The sequence below is a fragment of the Streptomyces sp. S465 genome (assembly GCF_026898115.1).
GTDB classification, from domain to species: domain Bacteria; phylum Actinomycetota; class Actinomycetes; order Streptomycetales; family Streptomycetaceae; genus Streptomyces; species Streptomyces luomodiensis.
This window is the reverse complement of record NZ_CP114036.1, coordinates 700,325-720,441: the sequence shown is the minus strand read 5'-3', so window position 1 is coordinate 720,441 and position 20,117 is coordinate 700,325. Positions and strand designations below refer to the sequence as shown.

The window sequence follows — 20,117 nt, the reverse complement described above, 5'->3', positions numbered from 1 at the left end:
GCATTCAACATCTCCACGGTTCCAGGGAAGGGAAGTCCGGGTGACTGGTCTCAACAAGGGGCTTCGGAAAATCGAGGTGGCGCTCAAGTGGGATCCGAGTCCCACCGGCGAGCCGCCCAACGATCTCGACATCGTGGCGGGGACGTACCGCGCCGCGGATCCGTACGGTGAGCCCGCGTATCTCGTCCACTTCGACAGCCGCTCACCGGACGGCACCATCAACCTCAACAGGGACAGCCGTACCGGTCAGGGCTTGGGCACCGACGAGTCCATGACCCTCGAGCTCGAACGGCTGTCGTCCGAATACTCGCGGGTGGTCGTCGGGATAGCCATCCAGCAGCGCTCGGGGCGGAAGACGTTCGGAGATGTCCCGAACACCAGCGTCCGGATTCTCGACGGATACACCGAGCTCATTAAGAGCGACTTCACCGGTGTCTCGGAAGCCACTGCCGCCACGGTCGCGGTATTCACCCGGGGCGACTCGGGGGAATGGGGAATTCAGAGCGCTATTCGTGGATTCGATGCGGCCCCCGAAGACTTCGCACACCTCATGGGCAAGAACTATTCCTGAGCAGCGGGGCGAACGGGCCCCGGTTCGGCGCGCGGTCCGCACGGTTGTCGTGCGGACCGCGCGCCGATTCCGGACATCAGGTCAGATGGGGCAGGTGGGACAGGCGAGACAGGTAGGACGGATAGGTCGGATGGGGTGGATAGGTTCGATATCGGGTCAAGCGTCGATTGGTGGGCGGCCCGAGGATCGCGGCCCCCGGGTGAGGGTGTAGCCGCCCACCCCGGCGAGTGCCGCCAGCGCCGTGCCGATCACGGTCCACACCCATCGGTCCGACCACCAGCCGGAGCCCCAGCCGTCCTCCGGCTCGGCGACCGCGTGCGGCACGTCCCCGTCCTTGTCGTCGTCCTCGGCACCCGACGGGGAAGCCGAGGATGTGTCGTCCGTCGACTCGGAGCCCGTCTGGGGGGCCGTGCCGGCCCGTAGCACCGGGTTGAGCGGGGTCACGTCCCCGCCGTCGGCGTGTGCCCCGCCCGTGTCCCCCACGGACGCCTCGACCTCGGCGTCGATCGGCAGCCCGAGGTCCTGATCGGGCAGGTCGACGACGGTGAGCCGTACGTAATAGGCGCCCTGGAGCGGGTCGTTGGCCCAGCGTTCGGACCAGGACCGCACCTGGCGCAGGGTGCAGCTGACGGTGACCGACTCGTCCTGCTGGGCCGCCTTGCGCGTCGGTGTGCCCGAGGCACACGCCTGGTGGCGGCGCAGACCGTCGTAGACATCGAGCTGCCAGGTGGCGCTGCCGTGCCGGCTCGACGCGTCGGGCAGCTTCAGCGTCGCCTCGACCTTGGGGACCTGCCCGGCGGCGGCCGGGAACACCCAGTACAGATAGTCGCCGGTGGAGGCCGCCGCGGTGGCCTTCTGACCCGGCTCGATCTCGGTGGCGGTACGGAAGTCCGTGCCCGCCTCGGTGGGCGCGTCCTTGCCGTCCTTGCCGTCCGCACTGTCGGCGGCCGCCGGGGCGGCGGCGGTCAGCCAGGCGGCGGCGCACAGGGTGAGCGCGGCGCCCACGGTACGCAGGGCTCGCATCAGTTGGTCCTCCAGACGGTGACACGCCAGCGGGCCAGCCAGCCCCACAGCAACCCCACGAGCAGTCCGCCCACGGTGAGCACGCCCAGCAGCACCCAGCCGCGGCCCAGGCCGAAGGCGGCCACGTCGGCGGGCGAATCGTCGTTGCCGACCACATCGACGGCCAGCTCCACCGGAAGGCCCGGAGTGCGCTTGACGGAAGCGGGCGCGGAGAACGACTGGCTCAGCTCCAGGCACACGGTCCGTTCGGTGGTGTCCTCGTCGTCGTCCGCGTCGGCGATCGGATAGCGCAGCCCGCTGGAGATGACATCCGTACGGCCGCTGCCCGCCTCACTGCCGCGCACCAGCTCCCGGCCGCCCGGGGTCACCGCCCGCAGCAGAACGCCGTAGTCGGGGTCGACGGCGCGGTCCGCGGCCACGCTCGCCGAGGCCCGCAGCTCCTGACCCGGCGCCACCCGCATCCGGTACCAGCGGTGCTCGCCGAAGCTCTCCCGGTCGCTGTAGAGGCCGGAGCCCAGGTACGGGGCCTTGGCGCACTCCGCGGCGCCCTGTACCGGCGTGGGTGCCTCCGCGGGGGTGTCGGCGGAGCGCCGGACCAGCTGCTTGATACGGCTGGAGAGCTGGTCCCGGTGCTGGATCGCGGTATAGGTGCCACCGGTGGCCTCGGCGATGCAGCTGAGCTGCTCGCGGACCTTGCTGTCCAGCGTCAGCCCGAGCGTGTCGACGACCAGATGGGTGCCCTGGGCGGCCAGTTCCCGGGCCACATCGCAGGGATCGGGCAGGCCGCAGGAGTCCTCGCCGTCCGTGATCAGTACGATCCGGCGGGTCCCCTCGCCGCTGGAGAGGTCCTTGGACGCCCCGCGCAGCGCGAGTCCGATGGGCGTCCAGCCGGTGGGGCTCAGCGTGGCGACGGCCGCCTTGGCCTCGGTGCGGTCCACCTGGCCCACCGGGTAGAGCTGTTCGCTGTCCTGGCAGCCGGTCTTGCGGTCCTTGCCCGGGTAGTTGGCGCCGAGGGTGCGGATGCCCAGCCGTACCTCTTCCGGTGTGGCGTCCAGCACCTCGTTGAACGCCTGCTTCGCGGCCGCCATCCGGGAGGCGCCGTCGACGTCGCGGGCCCGCATGGAGCCACTGACGTCGAGCACCAGCTCGACCTTGGGGGAATCGGCCGACGGTTCACCGGCCATGGCGGCGGGAGGGGATATCAGGCCGCAGGCGAGAGCCGCGAGCAGCCCCAACGCGCCTGTCGCCAGACGTTTCTTTATGATCACCGCCGCATCTTATGGAGCATCATCAGGCGGCGCCAAAAGCCCGGATGCCGGGCCCCGGGGCATACCGCGCCGGGTGTACGGCGGGTGTCCGGGTACTCCCCGGGGAGGGGACGAGAATCCGTCTGATGTCAGCTCCGGCGTTCGCCTCCTGCTTCTAGGGTTCAGACATGAAACTCCGAAAGACCCGGCCGCGGGGCCTGCGTCCGGCCGCCGTCGTGGCCGCCGCGGCCGTCCTCGTGGGCGCGGGCACCTGGGCGGTCGCCGCCCCCGACGACCGGCCGGCCGTCCATCGCGAGGACCGCGTGCTGGACATGCCGGGCGCGCGCATCGACACCTCGTACTTCACGGCGGGCGCCGGCCGCAGGCCCGCGGTCCTGCTCGGCCACGGCTTCGGCGGCAGCAAGGACGACGTACGAGACCGGGCCGAAGCGCTGGCCCGCGACGGATATGCCGTGCTGACCTGGTCGGCGCGCGGATTCGGCCGGTCCACCGGGAAGATCGGGCTCAACGACCCCGACCACGAGGTGGCCGATGTCCGGCGGCTGATCGACTGGCTGGCCCAACGCCCCGAGGTGCGGCTCGACGGCCAAGGCGACCCCCGGGTGGGTGTCGCCGGGGCCTCCTACGGCGGGGCGATCTCCCTGCTGGCCGCCGGGTACGACCGCCGGGTGGACGCCATCGCGCCCGAGATCAGCTACTGGAACCTCGCCGACGCGCTCTTCCCCCGTGGTGTCTACAAGAAGCTGTGGGCCGGGTTGTTCTTCACCACCGGGTCGGCCGACCTCACCCAGGCCCCGGAGGGCGCGGGGAACGAGGACGGCGACGGCGGGGGAGTGGCCAACCGGGCAACGGACCAGGAGGGCTGGAGCTGCGGCCGCTTCGAGAAGCACCTGTGCGAGATGTACGAGCGGGTCGCGGTCGCCGGAAAGCCCGACGACGCCGCCCGCCGGCTGCTCGAGGAACGCAGCCCGTCCGCCGTCGCCGACCGGATCAAGGTCCCGACCCTGATCCTCCAGGGCCAGGCCGACTCCCTCTTCCCCCTCGACCAGGCCGATGCCATGGCGAAGGCGATCCGGGCCGGCGGGGCGCCGGTCGCCGTCGACTGGACCGCCGGGGGACATGACGGCGGCGACCGCGAGACCTCACGGGTGGCGGCGCGCACCCGCGCCTGGTTCGACCGCTACCTCAAGGGCGACCAGGGCACCGACACCGGACCCGCCTTCCGGATCAGCCGCACCGGCGGCGTCGACACCACCAACGGCGCGCTCCAGCTGCGCGGCGCCACCGGCGACCGCTACCCGGGCCTCGGCGACGGGAGACGGACGGTGGCGCTGCGCGGACGTGAGCAGTCGTTCGCCAACCCGCCCGGGGCGGGACCGCCTTCTGTCTCCACGGTGCCGGGCGTGGCCGGGCTGTCCCAGGCGTCCTCGCTCGGCGTCGGCCTCTCCCTCGACATCCCCGGCCAGTTCGCGCGGTTCGACTCGGCGCCGCTGGACCGCACCCTGCGGATCACCGGCTCGCCCGAGGTGCGGGTGCGGGTGAAGGCCGACACGGAGGACGCCGTCCTCTTCGCCAAGGCGTACGACGTGGGACCCGACGGGCAGCAGGTGCTGCCCGAGCAGCTCGTCGCGCCCCTGAGGGTCACCGGTGCCAAGAAGGGCCGTACCGTCACCGTCCGGCTGCCCGCCGTCGACCACGAGCTCGTCGCGGGCCATCGGCTGCGGCTCGTCCTCGCCTCCACAGACCTCGCCTACGCCTCCCCGGCCGAGCCCGCCACCTACACCGTCGGACTGGTGGACGGCGAGCTGACGGTCCCCACCGCGCCCGGGGTGCACACCCAGCCCGCCCCGCTGCCCCTGTGGGTGTGGGGGCTGCCGCTGGCCGGAGCCGTGGTGGCGCTCGCGCTGCTGCTGACCGGCAGGCGGCGTACGGCCGCTCCCGCGCCCGACCCCGAACTGGCCGACGTCCCCCTCCAGATCACCGGCCTGAGCAAGCGCTACGCCAGGTCCGCCGACCGCTACGCGGTGCGCGATCTGTCCTTCCGCGTCGAGAAGGGGCAGGTGCTCGGGCTCCTCGGGCCCAACGGCGCGGGCAAGACCACCACATTGCGCATGCTGATGGGGCTCATCACCCCCGATGGCGGTGAGATCCGTGTCTTCGGCCAGGCCATCAGGCCCGGTGCGCCCGTGCTCTCCCGCGTCGGCGCCTTCGTCGAGGGGGCGGGCTTCCTGCCGCATCTGACCGGCAGGGCCAACCTCGAGCTGTACTGGCGGGCCACCGGCCGCCCCGCCGCCGACGCCCATTGTGAGGAGGCGCTGGAGATCGCGGGCCTGGGCAGCGCGCTGGAGCGTGCCGTGCGCACCTATTCCCAGGGCATGCGGCAGCGGCTCGCCATCGCCCAGGCCATGCTGGGCCTGCCGGATCTGCTGATCCTCGACGAACCGACCAACGGCCTGGACCCGCCGCAGATCCGCGAGATGCGCGAGGTGATGATCCGGTACGCCGCGGCGGGCCGCACGGTGATCGTTTCCAGCCATCTTCTGGCGGAGGTCGAACAGTCCTGCACCCACCTGGTCGTCATGGACCGGGGCCGGCTCATCCAGGCGGGCCCGGTCGGCGAGATCACCGGCACCGGCGGCAGTGTGCTGGTGGGCCACGAGGGCGAGCTGAGCGAGGCCCTCGTGGACAAGGTGAACGCGCTGCCCGGCATCGGGTCCGCCCGCCGCACCGCCGACGGGCTGCTCGTCCAGCTCGACGGGGCCGCGCCGGCGCGGCTGCTCGCCGAACTGGTGCGGCTGGAGATCCCGGTGACCAGCTTCGGGCCCAACCGACGTCTGGAAGAGGCCTTCTTGACGCTGATCGAAGGAGGATCCGCGTGAGCTCCCCGTCCCAGGTCGCGCCCGGCTACCGGGCCCGCCACACGCTGCCACTGCGGGTCGAGGCCGTACGGCAGCTGCGCCGGCGCCGGACCCTGGTGATGGCGGTGGTGCTGGCCGCGCTGCCGTTCGTCCTCGTCGCGGCGTTCGCCATCGGCGGCACCCCCGAGGGGCGGGACGACCGGATCAGCCTGATGGACACGGCCACCGCCTCCGGCGCCAACCTCGCGGCCACCGCGCTGTTCGTCTCGGCCGCCTTTCTGCTGGTCGTGCCGGTGGCACTGTTCTGCGGTGACACCGTGGCCGCCGAGGCCAACTGGTCCTCGCTGCGCTATCTGCTGGCCGCGCCCGTGCCCAGGGCCCGGCTGCTGGCGAGCAAGCTCGCGGTCGCCCTCGGATTCAGCGCGGCCGCGATGGTATTGCTGCCACTGGTCGCGCTCGGGGTGGGCGCGGTCGCGTACGGCTGGGGGCCGCTGCGGATTCCCACGGGCGGTGAGCTGCCCATCGGGGACGCCCTGGTCCGGCTCGCCCTCGTGGTGCTGTACATCTTCCTGTCCGAGCTGGTCACGGCCGCCCTGGCGTTCTGGCTCTCGACCGTCACGGACGCGCCGCTGGGTGCGGTGGGCGGTGCGGTGGGGCTCACCATCGTGGGCAATGTGCTGGACGCGGTCACCGCGCTCGGCTCGTGGCGCGACTTCCTGCCCTCGCACTGGCAGTTCGCGTGGGCGGACGCACTCCAGCCCCACCTGGAGTGGGGCGGAATGGTGAAGGGCGTCTCGGTGTCCCTCGCCTACGCGCTGGTGTTCTTCGCGCTCGCCTTCCGTGGCTTCGCCCGCAAGGACGTGGTGTCCTAGCCGCGCTCTCCCGGACGAGAGGTCCCAAGGCGGCCACGGCGCCCGGACCCGCGTCAGTAGTCCTTGATGGTGTAGGAGTTGACCACCTCGTAGAAGGAGCCCTGGATGTTGGTCGGGTGGGTGTCGGGCTCCTGCCCGGCCAGGGCGCGCCGTGCCTCCCGCCGGTCCTTGTTGGCCAGCGCGAGCCGCTGGTTGGCGGCCACGTAGTCGCGCAGTTCGCGCTCATAGGCGGCGAAGGCCGCGGTGTGGTCGCCATCGGCGGTCTTCAGCTCGCCCGCCAGCACATAGGCGCCGATCAGGGCCACGCTGCTGCCCTGCCCGGCCATGGGCGAGCCGCAGTAGCCGGCGTCGCCGAGCAGGGCCACCCGGCCACGGGACCAGGAGTCCATATGGATCTGGGCCACCGCGTCGAAGTGGAAGTCGGGCGCCCCCCACATGTACTCCAGCAGCCGGGGCATCTCCCAGCGCGCGTTCTCGTACCACTTCGCCACCATCCGCTTCTGCTCCGAGACGCTCCGGGAGCCCAGCAGCCGGGCGGGCGGTTCGTCCGACTCGACGCCGATGTAGACCCTGGCCTCGGTGTTGTCGCGGACACTCATCACCATGCCGCCCCAGATGCCGCCGGACATCTCGTAGACGACCTGCCAGCGGTCCAGACCCAGATAGTTCGGCACCGTCCACACGCCCAGATAACCCCCCAGATGGCGGAGGTAGTCCTCCTCCGGGCCGAAGACCAGCGCCCGGGTGGCGGAGTGCACCCCCTCGGCCGCCACCACGATGTCGAAGGTGCGCGAGGTGCCCCGGCGGAAGGTGACCGCCACCCCGTCCGGGCCCTGGGCGAGCGAGACGATCGAATCGCCGAAGAGGTACTCGATCCCGTCACCCCCCGCGCTGAGGAGAACCGAGGCCAGATCGTCCCGGAGAATCTCGATGTCGGGGCGGCTGAGATCCCCGCCACTGGCGGTGTGCTCGGTGGTGCTGTACAGCTCCTTCCCGTCGTCGTCGACCATCGACATGCCGCGCAGTCCGGTGCGGTGCGCGCGGATCTCCTCCAGCACACCCATCCGCTCGCACACCTCCAGCGCCGGGCCCCGCACGTCGATCGCCTGCCCGCCCGGCCGGGGCCCAGCGGCCCGCTCCACGACCGTGACCTGGCAGCCATATCGGTCCAGCCAGTAGGCGAGGGCGGGCCCGGCGATGCTCGCCCCGGAAATCAAGACCCGTGTGTTCCGCATGGCGTTGTCCCTTCCGCGTTCAACTACCGCATGTGGTGCTGGGAAAACACTGGTCCACGGCACCGACGAGGCACCGACACGGCACCGACGCCGAGCCGACGTGGCGCCGACAGGGCTCCGATAGGGCTCAACAGGCATGCGGAACGCGGCCATTGATTAATGAGAGTGTTACCTCGATGTGTTGTGTGGTTCTGTAGTGATCGATGAGACTGGAGTTTCCGACCGGTCAGCCCAAAAGACCGGTCGACTCGCACTGGTGACGTTCGGTCCGCCCCCCACGATCCGAACAGGATGGGACCATATGCGCTACTCGCTGGAGCACGTACGCGTGTCCAGAGGCCCTGCCGCCGTCGCGCTCACCTGCCCGAGATCCCGCCGGAGACCTCACCTCTGCCCGCGCGGATCGGCCACGGCCGCGGCATAGCCGCCTCTCATCCACCGAACGGCCGATCGCCCCGGCCGTCCCGGCGACGCCGTCATCCGGCCTGCCCGTACGCGTATGCGTAGGGGCCATGTGGTGTGTCATGCCCCGGCCGGAATGTCCGCGCGCCCCACGGCCCGTTCGGTGACGTACGTCTCCCCACGAAAGGAACCCCTCAGGTGCTCACTTCGCACCACCCACGATCACGCGAATCCCAGCAGCCCGTACCCGCCGCCCGCGGCGAGGTGGCGGGAGCGAGCGGGCATGTGCTGGCGGTCGGCACCCCGGGACCCAGACTCGACCAGCTGACACGGACACTCATATCGACCGGGCATGAGGTGAGCCATGCGGAGCCCGGCGATGTCGGCCGCCGGATACGGCAGTCCCCTCCGGACGCGATCGTCGCCCTGGACGAGGCCCACGACGGGCTGGAGGTGATTCAGGAGGTCCGCTCCGTGCCCGCGGGACGAGCGCTCCCCCTGGTCATGGTCACCTCCGCGTCCGGCCCCACCGGTGTCGCCGACATGCTGCGCGGCGGCGCCGACGACTGCGTACCGGACAGCTCCGATCCCGTGGAACTCTCCGCCCGGATCGAGGCGAAGCTGCGCCGGGTCCCGGTCCCCGTCGAGAACCTGCTGCTCGACCCGCGCACCGGCCTGTACTCCCAGCCTCACTTCCTGGGCGAACTCGACCGGGAACTCAAACGGGTCGACGACAGCCGCAGCGGCGGTGTCGTCGCCATGGTCGGTGTCGCCGAGATAGCCGCCCTCGAGGCCCGGCTGGGGCCGCGGGTGCGCCGCGAGGTCGCCGAACGCCTCGCGGGAGTGGCGGAGAAGCTGGGCGGCGTCTGCGACCGGCTCGGCTGGGACGACGACGGCCACCTGCTGATGCTGATGCCCGGTGTGGACGAGGACACCGCGCGCCGCGAACTCCAGAAGTTCGCCAACGCCGTGGCCGGCACCCGCTTCGTGGTCGCCGATGAGAACGTACGGCTGACCCCGGCGATCGGCTGGACCCCGCTGGCCGACTGCGCGGACCGGGCCCAGGCCGTCGCCAACGCCCGGAACGCGGTCAACGAATCCATCCGCCACCGGGATCTGCGGCCGGTCAAGTACGCGGCGTGGATGCGCGGCAGCCACCGCCGCCGGCGGCGCCCGCTCGCCGCCGCGCTGCGCACCTCGCTGTCGGTGCTCTCGCCCTTACTGGTGCTGCTCGTCGGTGTGGGCATCCCCTTCCTCTTCTACCAGCGGATGTACGAGCTGGGCTGGGACATCGGCTCGGCCGCCTACTGGATCGTGGTGTCCGGCCTGGTGCTCTCCGCCGGGCTGATCGTGCTGGAGTGCCTCTTCTCGCTCGACGCCGAACCCCGGCCCGAACGGCCCGCCCAGCCGTATCCACCGGCCAGCGCGGTCATCGCCGCCTATCTGCCGAACGAGGCCGCGACCATCGTCGACACCATCGAGTCCTTCCTGCGCCTGGACTACCCCAACGAGCTGGAGATCGTGCTCGCGTACAACACGCCGCACCCCATGCCCGTCGAGGAGACCCTGCGGGAGATGGCCCGCCGCGACCCGCGACTGGTGCTGATGCCGGTGGCGGGCAGCACCTCCAAGGCGCAGAACGTCAACGCCGCGGTCACCCGGGTGCGCGGTGAGTTCGTCGGCATCTTCGACGCGGACCACCACCCGGCCCCCGACGCCTTCCAGCACGCCTGGCACTGGCTGTCCCACGGTTACGACGTGGTCCAGGGCCACTGCGTGATCCGCAACGGCGAGAGCTCCTGGGTGTCCAAGCTGGTGGGTGTGGAGTTCGAGGCCATCTACGCCGTCAGCCACCCGGGCCGGACCCGGCTCTACTCCTTCGGTGTCTTCGGCGGCTCCAACGGCTTCTGGCGCACCGACCTGCTCGCCCGGACCCGGATGCACGGCACGATGCTCACCGAGGACATCGACTCCTCGATGCGCGCCCTGCACGAGGGCGCCCGGATCGCCACCGACCGCACGCTCATCTCCCGCGAACTGGCGCCCACCACCCTCAAGGCGCTGTGGAACCAGCGGTCGCGCTGGGCACAGGGCTGGCTCCAGGTGTCGCTCAAGTACCTGTGGCGCGCGCTGCGCTCCTCCGCGTTCACCAGGCGGCAGAAGGCGGGGTTGCTGGTGCTGCTGGGCTGGCGTGAGCTCCAGCCGTGGCTGACCCTGCAGATCCTGCCCGTACTGCTGTACTCGGCGTGGCGGGCGGGGGGAGTGGACCAGCTCGACTGGGCGGTGCCGGTCTGCCTGCTGGCCACGCTGTTCACGCTGTCCGCCGGGGTGGTGCAGGCGCTGTTCGCCTGGCGGCTGGCGGCGCCCGAACTGCGCCGCCACCGGGCCTGGTTCTGGCGGTACCTGCTGGTGTCGACCTTCTTCTACAGCCACTTCAAGAACATCGTGGCCCGCCAGTCGCTCCTCAAGGAGGTGCTGCGGGACCGCCAGTGGCGGGTCACCCCGCGGCCCGGTGAGAAGGCGGTGAAGCGGATATGAGCACGGTGTCCACGCCGGCCGCCCCCACCGCGGTCAACGGCCGGCCGCGGCCGAAGGCCACGTCCGTCCCGAGCACGTCCGTCCCGAGCGCTTCCGCAAAGGGTACGTCCGCCAAGGGCGCGTCCTCCCCGAACCGCAGGAGCGCGGAGCTCCAGGGCTTCCGGGGGATGGCGGCGCTCCTGACGGTCGTCTTCCACGTCTGGCAGCAGTACTTCACCTACGACCGGGACGGCGCCCATTCACCGGTGCCCAACCGGTACGCCAACGCGCTGGTGTCGTTGGAGGTCATCGACCTCTTCTTCGTCCTGTCCGCCTATCTGCTGACGCTGTCGTACGCGCGGGCGGCGATCGACGGGGGCTCGACCCGGCCGGGCCGGGTGTTCCTCTTCCGGCGGGCCATCCGCATCGTCCCGCTGTACTTCCTGGCCATCCTGTTCATCTGGGCCACCCGCAACCCCACCCTGCCCGGCGAGTGGTCCGATCTGCTGCGCCATCTCACCTTCACCCAGGTCTTCGACAAGGAGCAGATCTTCTACACGATCGGCCCCACCTGGTCGTTGTCGCTGGAAATCATGTTCTATCTGGCCATGGTGGTGCTCGGGCCCCTGGCCGTCCGCGCCTGCCGTCCGCTGCGCCGGCGATCCAGCCGGGTGGCGGTGTGCGCCGCGGGATGCGCCCTGCTGTACATCGGGCCGTTCGTGTGGATCGCCGTGGCCCGTTACGGGCTGGAGATACCGCACACCGAATGGCCGGTGTACTTCGGTCCGCAGGCGCGCTTCGGCGGGTTCGCGGTGGGCATGGGCCTCGCGGTGCTGATGGTCGCCCTCGGCGAGCGGGGACGGCTCGACGGGAAGGTGGCGATCCCGCTGCGGGTGGCCGCCATCGCGGGGCTGTACCTGCTGTCGCTGACCGGTACGGAGGCGGAGGACTTCCCCACCACCTTCTTCCATCCGCTGTCCGCCCTGCTGTGGATGGTGCTGCTGTACAGCACCATCCATGTGCGGCGGCGGGGCCGGTGGCACTCCTGGCTCACGGCCCGCTGGCTCACCGGTGTCGGCCTGGCCAGCTACAGCCTGTTCGTCTGGCATGAGCCGATCATGCTGGCCCTGTACAACGCCGGGCTGCTGCCCCCCGACGGGCCGGAGGGCTTCCCGCTGGCCGTGGTCATCGTGCTGGTGGTGGCCGTGGCCGCCGCCGCGGTGAGCTACTGGGTCATCGAGTATCCGGCGAGCCTGCTCGGCAAGCTCAAGGACGGCCAGGGCGGCTCCCGCGAGTTCTATCCGGAGGCCGCGCGGACGCCGTGAACACACCTCCCCCGGTGTACGGGTGGCCGTGCACCGGGGGGTGGTGGTTATCATCTGGCTCGTTCTTTACTGTGAAAACCTGTGCGTCGGGTAATCTTTCCCCGGCGGAACCGGACCTTCCGGCGCACTACACCCACCCTTGCCACAACGGGGAGAGCAGCGAAAATGGGTCGACACAGCCGACCGACCGCCGCACAGCAGGCGCGTGCCACCACGCTGAAGGCGGCCACCGCCCTCGGAGTGGCCGGAACCATAGCCATCGGACTTCACGTGGCGCTCGGTGGCGACAAGTCCATCGAGGCCCGCGCCGAACTGAGCACCCAGCAGGACCAGGCCCCGGCGCATATCGATCCCGCCGTGGATCCCACGCCGTCGCAGAGCCATGTCTCGCCCAGCGAGTCCGGGAAGCCCAAGCCGATCTCCGATGACACGGACGCCACCGCCACACCCGGCGGCGGCGCCACGGACGGCGGCGACGACGGGCAGCGGCACACCACCCCGGCCACCCCGGACGCGAACCCCTCCAAGGACACGCCCAGCGAGGCGGCCCCCGCCCCGGCCCAGCGAGGCGACCAGGTCACCGAGGATCCCTCCGCGCCGAGTGGGACGACCCCGAGCGCCGAACCGACCATCGCCCCCTCGGAGCAGCCCAGCCAGCCCTCGCAGACCCCCGAGCAGAGCGGTGAGCACGGCAAGGGCCTGGTGGGCGGTCTGGTGGACGGGGTCGGGGACACCCTCGGCGGAGTGCTCGGCGGACTCGGCAACGCGCTCGGCGGCTGAACCCGCCTCACCCGGTGAGCTGAGGCGGCCTCACCCGTGGAGCCGGGGCCGCCTCACTCCGTGGCCGGCGCCTTGAACGTCGGGCAAGTCGCCTCCGCCGCGCACGAGGAAGTCCGCCCGGCGGTGCAGCCCGCCGACGGCGTACGGCGAGCGCGGACGCGAAGCGCCCCGGGCGTTCCGCCCGCTCGTCAGCGGGCCGAGCCCTCCTCTCCGCCCGGCCCGGACGGCAGGCCGTAGCCCGCCACCAGCGCCCGCGCGGCCTGGGTCGCACGGGCGGCGATGTTCTCGACGACCTCGCCCGGATCGCCGAACTTGCCCTCCAGCAATTGGGCGACATAGCCGCGGGCGAGCGCGTGCAGGGCGTCCAGCAGCGCGACGGCGGCCTCCGCGCCCTTGTCCGGGGCGATCACCTCGAAGGCGCTCGGCAGCAGCAGGCCGACGAACTCCCTGCTGCTGTCCTGGAGCTCCGGATGGGTGGCCCGCAGCCCCGGAGCGAAGAGGATGTCCAGCCCGCCGCGGTAGCGGGCGGCCGCGCGCACGAAGCTGCCCGCCACCGTCGCCAGCCGCTCCTGAGCGGACCCGACCTCGGCCGCGGTCTCCAGGTAGATGGCCCGCAGCCGCCGCGAGACCTCCAGCGCGGCGGCCGCGAGCAGCGCGTCCCGGTCGGCGAAATGACGGTACGGCGCACCGGGGCTCACACAGGTGCGGCGCGCGGCCTCCGCCACGGAGAAGCCACGCACCCCGACCTCGTCGACGATCTCCAGGGTCGCCTGTACCAGCGCGGCGGGCAGATCGCCGTGGTGGTAGGTGGCGCGTCCCCTTTGGGTGGGTGCCATCCGGCTGACCCTACCCGACCCGCGGCTTCGGCTCTCCGGCCCCTGGCCTGTGCCTTTCGGCGGCGCGAGCCGTCCGCAGGGCCTCCCGCGAACGCTCCAGGCGGATCGGCAGATCCCGTACCCGCTCTCCCGTCGCATGGTGGAAGGCGTTGGCGATGGCCGCCGCCGCGCCCACGATGCCCAGTTCGCCGATGCCCTTGGCGCCCACCGGGTTGGCGGTCTCGTCCCTCTCCTCCAGCCACATCACGTCGAGCTTCGGGACATCGGCGTGGGCGGCGATGTGATAGCCCGCGAAGTCGTGGTTGGCGAAGTCGCCGAAGACCGGGTCGACCTCGCCGATCTCCAGCAGCGCCATCGACAGACCCATCGTCATGGCCCCCAGGAACTGCGAGCGCGCGGTGTGCGGATTGACGATCCGCCCGGCCGCGAACACCCCCAGCATCCGGTCCACCCGGATCTCACCGGTGTCGATGTCCACCCGCACCTGGGCGAACTGCGCCCCGAAGGTGTGCCGCGACAGATCCGCCTGCCGCCCCACGTCCTCGGTGGTGTCGGCCCGCACCTCCACACCGCCGTCCGGGACCACACCCCCGTAGGTGTCCAGCTCCTCGCGCAGCGCACGGCACGCCTTGTCCACCGCCCAGCCCCATGAGGCGGTGCCGAGCGAACCGCCCGCGAACGGGGCCATGCCCAGCGACGCCCGGCCGATCTCCAGCCGCAGCCGCGCCGGCGGAATGCCGAGCGCGTCGGCCGCCACCTGGGTGAGGGCGGTGCGCGCGCCCGTGCCGAGGTCGGCCGCGCCGATGTGCACCCGGTACGTCCCGTCGGGCTCGGCGCGCGCCACCGCGGAGGAGGGGTAGGTGTAGTCCGGGTGGTGCGAGGCGGCCACCCCGGTGCCGATCAGCCAGCGCCCCTCGCGCCGGATCCCCGGAGCCGGATCGCGGTGCTCCCAGCCGAACCGGGCCGCGCCCGTGCGCAGACACTCCACCAGGCCGCGGCTGCTGAACGGCTTACCGCTCTCCGGATCGGTCTCCGGCTCGTTGCGGATCCGCAGCTCGATCGGGTCCATGCCCAGCGCCTCGGCGAGCTCGTCGACGGCCGACTCCAGCGCGAACATGCCCGGGGTGTGACCGGGGGCGCGGAACCAGGCGGGCGTCAGCACATCCAGCGGCGCCACCTTGACCGTGGTACGGGCGTGGGGCGCCGCGTACATCATCCGCGTCGAGGACACCGTCTGGTCGGCGAACGGCACCTGGGCCGACCGCTGCTGCACCGACTCGTGCTGGATCACCGTCAGCCGGCCGTCGCGCCCGGCGCCCAGCCGCACCCGCTGGATCGTGGCGGAGCGGTACGGGATCAGCTGGAACATCTGCTGCCGGGTCAGGGCGATCTTCACCGGCCGTCCGACGGCCCGCGCGGCCAGCGCCGCCAGGACGGTCGGCGAGCGCGGAATGCCCTTGGACCCGAAGCCCCCGCCGATGTACTCGGCGACGATCTCCACCGCGCTGAGCTCGATCCCGAACAGCGCGGACATCAGCTGCGCGCTCATGTAGGGACCCTGGTCGGAGTTGAACAGCGTCAGCCGTTCCTCGTCCCATACCGCGATGGTGGCATGCGGCTCCATCGGGCTCACATGCTCGACCGGGGTGGTGTACGTCCGGTCCACCCGCACCGGGGCGGCGGCCCACGCCGCGTCGGCGTCGCCGCGCTCGACCAGGCCCGGGGAGCCGTCGGTCACCGTCTCGGGGATCTCCAGCCGCTCGTCGCCGGCGCGCAGCACCACATCGTGCGGCTCCCGCTCGTAGCTCACCCGGACCGCCGCCGCACCCTCGCGCGCCGCCTCCAGCGAGGTGGCCACCACGGCGGCCACCATCTGGCCGTGGTACGCCACCTGAGGGGACTGGAGCACGAACAGGTCCGCGCTCGCCTGCGCCTCGGCGTTCAACCGCGGGGCGTTGGTGTGGTCGAGCACCGTCAGCACCCCGGGCAGGGCCAGGGCGGGGGCCGGGTCCACCTCCGTCACCCGGCCGCGGGCGATGGTCGCCTGCACCGGCCATACGTAGCTCACGTCCCGGGTGGGGAACTCATAGGCGTAGCGCGCCGCGCCGGTCACCTTGGCCAGGCCGTCGACCCGGGTCATCGGGGCGCCGATGCTCTGTTCGACGGTGGTCATGCGCGATCCTTCCTCGCGACGAGGTCGCGGACGCCCGCGACGATCAGATCAACGGCCAGGTCGACCTTGAAGGCGTTGTCCGGCAGCGGGCGCGCCCCGGCCAGCTCGGCCCGCGCGGCCTCGCGCAGCGTCTCCTCGTCCGGCCGGCCGTCGCGCAGCCGCTCCTCGGCGATCCGGGCGCGCCACGGCCGCGGCGCCACCCCGCCGAGCGCGATCCGCACGTCCGTCAGCGAGCCGTCCTCTGCCACGGACACCGAAGTGGCGACGCTGACCAGCGCGAAGGCGTACGACCAGCGGTCACGCACCTTGCGGTAGCGCATCCGGGCGTCCGGCGGCGGCGGGGGCAGCTCCACGGCGGTGATGAGGTCGCCGTGGTCCAGGACGGTCTCCTGGTGCGGTGTGTCGCCGGGCAGCAGATACAGCTCGGCCACCGGAACGGTGCGCGAGCCGCCGTCCACCGACCGCACGTGCGCCACCGCGTCGAGCGCCACCAGCGCCACCGCCATGTCGGAGGGATGGGAGGCCACACAGTGCTCGGAGGTGCCCAGCACGGCCAGGTCGCGGTGCGCGCCCTGGATCGCCGGACATCCCGTGCCCGGTGCGCGCTTGTTGCACGGCTTGGTCACGTCCTGGAAGTAGCCGCAACGGGTGCGCTGCAACAGATTGCCGCCCACCGTGGCGACCGTGCGCAGCTGCCCGGAGGCCCCGGCCAGCAGCGCCTGCGACAGCAGCGGGAAGCGGTCGCGGATGCCCGGATCGCCCGCCAGCTCGCCGTTGCGCACGGTGGCGCCGATGAGCACCGAGCCGTCGGCGCGGTGCTCGATCGTGTCGTACGGCAGCCGGGAGACGTCGATGAGCAGCCCGGGGCCGGTGACGCCGAGCTTCATCAGGTCCACCAGATTGGTGCCCCCGCCGAGGTAGGCGGCGTCGGGGCGCTCGGCGATCAGCGCGGCCGCCTCGTCGGCGTCGCCCGCGCGGGCGTAGGCGAACTCCTTCATCGGGCGCCTCCGGCACCGCTCGTGGCGGCGGTGGCGGCGTCCTGGGGGCCTTGGGCGCCCGCGGCCTCCAGGACGGCGTCCACGATGCCGTTGTACGCACCGCAGCGGCACAGGTTGCCGCTCATGCGCTCGCGCACCTCCCGCGCGTCCAGCTCCGAGACGGCGGCCACGCCGGCGGCGGTGTCCTCGGTGACATGGCTGGGCCAGCCGCGCGCGGCCTCGCCCAGCGCCCCGATGGCCGAACAGATCTGGCCCGGGGTGCAGTAGCCGCACTGAAGCCCGTCGTGGTTGAGGAACGCCCGCTGCACCGGGTGCAGCGCCGCGCCGTCCGCCAGATCCGCCACCCCCTCGATCGAGACGATCTCGCGCCCCTCGGCGGCCACCGCGAACATCAGGCAGCTGTTCACCCGCTCACCGTCGAGCAGCACGGTGCAGGCCCCGCACTGACCGTGGTCACAGCCCTTCTTGGTGCCCGTGAGCCCCAGTCGCTCGCGCAGCACATCCAGCAGCGTCGCCCGGTTGTCGATGGTCATGGAGTGGGACGTGCCGTTGATCCGCAAGGTGATGTCGCTACTCGGTGAGTGATGTGAGAGGCTCATACATTGAATGTATCAACCTCTTACATTGCTGGCGAGGGGAACAGGATTCCATGCGAGACGTCGTAGCTCAGATGCACCGATGGTGGGGCGAGGGCGAGCCGTTCGCCCGCGCCACGGTGGTGGCGACCTGGCATTCCTCGCCACTGCCGCCCGGGACGAGCATGCTGGTCGGGCCGGATGGCGCCGCCATCGGCAGCGTCTCCGGCGGCTGTGTCGAAGGCGCCGTCTACGAACTGGCCCAGGAGGTGACCGACAGCGGCAGGCCCGTGCTGGAGCGCTACGGCGTCAGCGACGACGACGCCTTCGCGGTCGGGCTGACCTGCGGCGGAATCATCGATGTCTATGTGGAGCGGATCGACCCGGCCGGCTTCCCCGAACTGGGCGAGGTGGCCACGGCGGTGGCCGCCGGGGAGCCGGTGGCCGAGGTGATCTGCGTGGCCGTCGACGGACCCGACCCCCAAGGGCGGCTGGGCCGCCGCATCGTCGTACGGCCCGAGGGCACCTCCGGCTCCCTCGGCTCCGGGCGGCTGGACGCGGCCGTCGCCGAGGACGCCCGCGGACTGCTGGCCGGCGGGCGTACCGAGACCCTGCGCTACGGCTACGACGGCACCCGCATGGACGAGGAACTCACCCTGTTCGTCTCCGTCCACGCCACCCCGCCGAGGATGCTGGTCTTCGGCGCCGTCGACTTCGCGGCGGCCATGGCCCGGATCGGCGCGTACCTCGGCTACCACGTCACCGTGTGCGACGCCCGGCCGGTCTTCGCCACCGCGCGCCGCTTCCCCGAGGCGCACCAGGTGGTGACCGACTGGCCGCACCGCTATCTGCGCACCGAGGCGGAGGCGGGCCGTATCGACGAGCGCACGGTGGTCTGCGTGCTCACCCACGACCCCAAATTCGATGTGCCGCTGCTGGAGGTGGCCCTGCGCCTGCCGCTGGCCTACGTCGGCGCCATGGGCTCCCGGCGCACCCATGACGACCGGCTCCGCCGGCTGCGCGCCACCGGTCTCGGCGAGGAGGCGCTGGCCCGGCTCGCCTCGCCGATCGGCCTGGACCTCGGCGCCCGTACCCCGGAGGAGACCGCCGTCAGCATCGCGGCCGAGATCATCGCCGACCGCTGGGGCGGCAGCGGCACCCGTCTGACCTCGACCAGCGGCACCATCCACCGCCGGCCGCCGATGCGGCACGCGGCCGGAGGCTGAGACGGGGCCACGGCTCGGGCCGGAGATCGTCACAATGGTTCCCGGCCCGAGTGCGTGTAGGAGGAATCGAACCAGCCGTGGAGACCGCTCGAAGCAGCGACGACGAGATAGAACCCACCGCCGGCGACGGCGGCGCGGCCCCCGCCGCCCAGGACGACGCCCTCGCGGCCCCAGGCGCCGAGGACGACGCCCCCGCCCCGCCGCCGAGATCCGGCTGGCGCCGCTGGGTGATGGACACCCGGCCGCTGCGCCACCGCCCCTTCCGCCGGCTGTGGAGCTCCACCACCGTCACCGCCATCGGCAGTCAGCTGACCGCCGTCGCCGTACCCAAGCAGATCTACGACATCACCGGTTCCTCGGCCTGGGTCGGCTACGCCAGCTTCGTCGGGCTCCTCCCGCTGGTGGTCTTCGCACTGTGGGGCGGGGTGATCGCCGACCGGATGGACCGGCGCACCCTGATGCTCATCACCAACGCGGGCATCGCCGTCACCTCGGTGCTGTTCTGGGCCCAGTCCTTCGCCGGTCTGGACTCGGTGGCGGTGCTCATGGTGCTGCTCGCCGCCCAGCAGGGCTTCTTCGGGATGAACTCCCCGGCCCGCAACGCCTCCGTCGCCCGCCTGGTGCCCGCCGACGAGCTGCCCGCCGCGGCCGCCCTCCAGTCCACCGTCGCCCAGACGGGCATGATCATCGGCCCGCTGCTCGCGGGTGCCCTGATCCCCGTCCTCGGCCTGCCCACGCTCTACCTGCTCGACGCGGTGGCGCTGTGCGTCACCCTGTGGGCCGTCTGGCGGCTGCCCGCCCTGCCGCCGCTCGCCGCGAGCGGAGCGGGCGGCGGGCGGCGGGCCGGATGGCGCGATGTGACTGACGGCTTCCGCTACATCGCCGCCCACCGCATCCTGCTGATGTCCTTCCTCGCGGACATCATCGCCATGGTCTTCGGCATGCCCCGCGCGCTCTTCCCCCAGCTCGCCTCGGACACCTACGCGCCCTGGGGCGAGGGATTCGCGCTCGGCCTGCTCTTCGCCGCGATCCCGCTCGGCGCGGTGGCCGGCGGCCTGCTGTCGGGCACCTTCTCCCGCGCCCGCCGCCACGGTCTGATGGTCATCGCCGCCGTGGTGGCCTGGGGCGTGGCCATCACCGGATTCGGCCTCAGCCCGAGCCTGTGGTGGGCGGCGGCCTTCCTCGCCCTCGCGGGCGTCGCCGACATGGTCTCGATGGTCTTCCGCGGGACGATCCTCCAGTCGGCCGCCACCGACGACATGCGCGGCCGGATGCAGGGCGTGTTCACCGTGGTGGTGGCGGGCGGCCCGCGCCTCGCCGATCTGCTGCACGGCACCGCGGGCTCCCTCCTCGGGCCCCGCGCGGCGGTCACCGCGGGCGGGCTGCTGGTGGCCGCCATCACGCTCGCACTGGCCGCCGCGGTGCCCACCTTCCGCCGCTACACGCCGTGACGCCGCC

The 20,117-nt window shown here is 72.1% G+C and carries 14 protein-coding genes and 1 pseudogene; 8 read left to right on the top strand and 7 right to left on the bottom strand.

Annotated features, from left to right (window positions below; translation table 11 throughout):
- Positions 1 to 34: 34 nt before the first annotated feature.
- Positions 35 to 571 (top strand): annotated as a pseudogene (locus tag N6H00_RS03260) (TerD family protein); the annotation flags it as partial.
- Between the two features lie 156 nt (positions 572 to 727).
- Here N6H00_RS03260 and N6H00_RS03255 read toward each other — a convergent pair.
- Both N6H00_RS03255 and N6H00_RS03250 read right to left on the bottom strand, forming a co-directional pair.
- Entirely contained in the window at positions 728 to 1,594 is an 867-nt protein-coding gene (locus N6H00_RS03255; protein WP_268969996.1) for a hypothetical protein, read from the bottom strand.
- Entirely contained in the window at positions 1,594 to 2,862 is a 1,269-nt protein-coding gene (locus tag N6H00_RS03250) for a VWA domain-containing protein (RefSeq protein ID WP_268969995.1), read from the bottom strand. Before N6H00_RS03250 ends, N6H00_RS03255 begins: the two co-directional genes overlap by 1 nt.
- Before the next feature lie 167 nt (positions 2,863 to 3,029).
- On the opposite strand from N6H00_RS03250, the gene N6H00_RS03245 reads away from it, so the two are divergent.
- Together N6H00_RS03245 and N6H00_RS03240 are read left to right on the top strand one after the other, a co-directional pair.
- Positions 3,030 to 5,741 carry a CocE/NonD family hydrolase gene (locus N6H00_RS03245; protein WP_268969994.1) on the top strand — a complete coding sequence of 904 codons (2,712 nt, stop codon included), beginning with the start codon at positions 3,030 to 3,032 and terminating at the stop codon, positions 5,739 to 5,741.
- Entirely contained in the window at positions 5,738 to 6,592 is an 855-nt protein-coding gene (locus N6H00_RS03240) for an ABC transporter permease (RefSeq protein WP_268969993.1), read from the top strand. The genes N6H00_RS03245 and N6H00_RS03240 overlap by 4 nt, the downstream gene beginning before the upstream one ends.
- 53 nt (positions 6,593 to 6,645) lie before the next feature.
- Here N6H00_RS03240 and N6H00_RS03235 read toward each other — a convergent pair whose 3' ends face one another.
- Positions 6,646 to 7,827, bottom strand: coding sequence for an FAD-dependent monooxygenase (locus N6H00_RS03235; protein ID WP_268969992.1), 1,182 nt, complete (start codon positions 7,825 to 7,827; stop codon positions 6,646 to 6,648).
- Between the two features lie 600 nt (positions 7,828 to 8,427).
- Here N6H00_RS03235 and N6H00_RS03230 point away from each other — a divergent pair.
- The 3 genes from N6H00_RS03230 to N6H00_RS03220 all read left to right on the top strand — a co-directional run bounded on the left by N6H00_RS03230 (position 8,428) and on the right by N6H00_RS03220 (position 12,851).
- Complete coding sequence (locus tag N6H00_RS03230; RefSeq protein WP_268969991.1) at positions 8,428 to 10,767, top strand: glycosyltransferase; 2,340 nt, start codon at positions 8,428 to 8,430, stop codon at positions 10,765 to 10,767.
- A complete protein-coding gene (locus N6H00_RS03225) occupies positions 10,764 to 12,071 on the top strand; it encodes an acyltransferase family protein (protein ID WP_268969990.1) in 1,308 nt (435 codons plus the stop codon). Before N6H00_RS03230 ends, N6H00_RS03225 begins: the two co-directional genes overlap by 4 nt.
- 165 nt (positions 12,072 to 12,236) lie before the next feature.
- Positions 12,237 to 12,851, top strand: a complete 615-nt coding sequence (locus N6H00_RS03220) for an extensin (protein ID WP_268969989.1) — start codon at positions 12,237 to 12,239, stop codon at positions 12,849 to 12,851.
- A gap of 188 nt (positions 12,852 to 13,039) precedes the next feature.
- Here N6H00_RS03220 and N6H00_RS03215 read toward each other — a convergent pair whose 3' ends face one another.
- From N6H00_RS03215 to N6H00_RS03200, 4 genes are read right to left on the bottom strand one after another with little or no spacing between them, the layout of a single operon-like run.
- Positions 13,040 to 13,687, bottom strand: coding sequence for a TetR/AcrR family transcriptional regulator (locus N6H00_RS03215; RefSeq protein WP_268969988.1), 648 nt, complete (start codon positions 13,685 to 13,687; stop codon positions 13,040 to 13,042).
- A gap of 10 nt (positions 13,688 to 13,697) precedes the next feature.
- Positions 13,698 to 15,860, bottom strand: a complete 2,163-nt coding sequence (locus tag N6H00_RS03210; RefSeq protein WP_268969987.1) for a xanthine dehydrogenase family protein molybdopterin-binding subunit — start codon at positions 15,858 to 15,860, stop codon at positions 13,698 to 13,700.
- Positions 15,857 to 16,858 (bottom strand): FAD binding domain-containing protein, encoded by a 1,002-nt coding sequence (locus tag N6H00_RS03205; RefSeq protein WP_268969986.1) that lies wholly within the window; start codon positions 16,856 to 16,858, stop codon positions 15,857 to 15,859. The genes N6H00_RS03210 and N6H00_RS03205 overlap by 4 nt, the downstream gene beginning before the upstream one ends.
- Positions 16,855 to 17,457, bottom strand: coding sequence for a (2Fe-2S)-binding protein (locus N6H00_RS03200; RefSeq protein ID WP_268969985.1), 603 nt, complete (start codon positions 17,455 to 17,457; stop codon positions 16,855 to 16,857). Before N6H00_RS03200 ends, N6H00_RS03205 begins: the two co-directional genes overlap by 4 nt.
- 50 nt (positions 17,458 to 17,507) lie before the next feature.
- On the opposite strand from N6H00_RS03200, the gene N6H00_RS03195 reads away from it, so the two are divergent.
- Both N6H00_RS03195 and N6H00_RS03190 read left to right on the top strand, forming a co-directional pair.
- The gene (locus N6H00_RS03195) at positions 17,508 to 18,659 is read left to right on the top strand and encodes an XdhC family protein (RefSeq protein WP_268969984.1); all 1,152 of its coding nucleotides are present in this window, start codon (positions 17,508 to 17,510) and stop codon (positions 18,657 to 18,659) included.
- A 77-nt stretch (positions 18,660 to 18,736) separates the two neighbouring features.
- Positions 18,737 to 20,110 carry an MFS transporter gene (locus tag N6H00_RS03190; RefSeq protein WP_268969983.1) on the top strand — a complete coding sequence of 458 codons (1,374 nt, stop codon included), beginning with the start codon at positions 18,737 to 18,739 and terminating at the stop codon, positions 20,108 to 20,110.
- The last annotated feature ends 7 nt before the right edge of the window (positions 20,111 to 20,117 follow it).

Bases quoted from the DNA above. Each gene is read 5' to 3' on its own strand.
- N6H00_RS03245 (WP_268969994.1), top strand. From the start codon at position 3,030: ATGAAACTCCGAAAGACCCGGCCGCGGGGCCTGCGTCCGGCCGCCGTC.
- N6H00_RS03215 (WP_268969988.1), bottom strand. From the start codon at position 13,687: ATGGCACCCACCCAAAGGGGACGCGCCACCTACCACCACGGCGATCTG.
- N6H00_RS03255 (WP_268969996.1), bottom strand. From the start codon at position 1,594: ATGCGAGCCCTGCGTACCGTGGGCGCCGCGCTCACCCTGTGCGCCGCC.
- N6H00_RS03200 (WP_268969985.1), bottom strand. From the start codon at position 17,457: ATGAGCCTCTCACATCACTCACCGAGTAGCGACATCACCTTGCGGATC.
- N6H00_RS03225 (WP_268969990.1), top strand. From the start codon at position 10,764: ATGAGCACGGTGTCCACGCCGGCCGCCCCCACCGCGGTCAACGGCCGG.
- N6H00_RS03220 (WP_268969989.1), top strand. From the start codon at position 12,237: ATGGGTCGACACAGCCGACCGACCGCCGCACAGCAGGCGCGTGCCACC.
- N6H00_RS03205 (WP_268969986.1), bottom strand. From the start codon at position 16,858: ATGAAGGAGTTCGCCTACGCCCGCGCGGGCGACGCCGACGAGGCGGCC.
- N6H00_RS03210 (WP_268969987.1), bottom strand. From the start codon at position 15,860: ATGACCACCGTCGAACAGAGCATCGGCGCCCCGATGACCCGGGTCGAC.
- N6H00_RS03195 (WP_268969984.1), top strand. From the start codon at position 17,508: ATGCGAGACGTCGTAGCTCAGATGCACCGATGGTGGGGCGAGGGCGAG.
- N6H00_RS03235 (WP_268969992.1), bottom strand. From the start codon at position 7,827: ATGCGGAACACACGGGTCTTGATTTCCGGGGCGAGCATCGCCGGGCCC.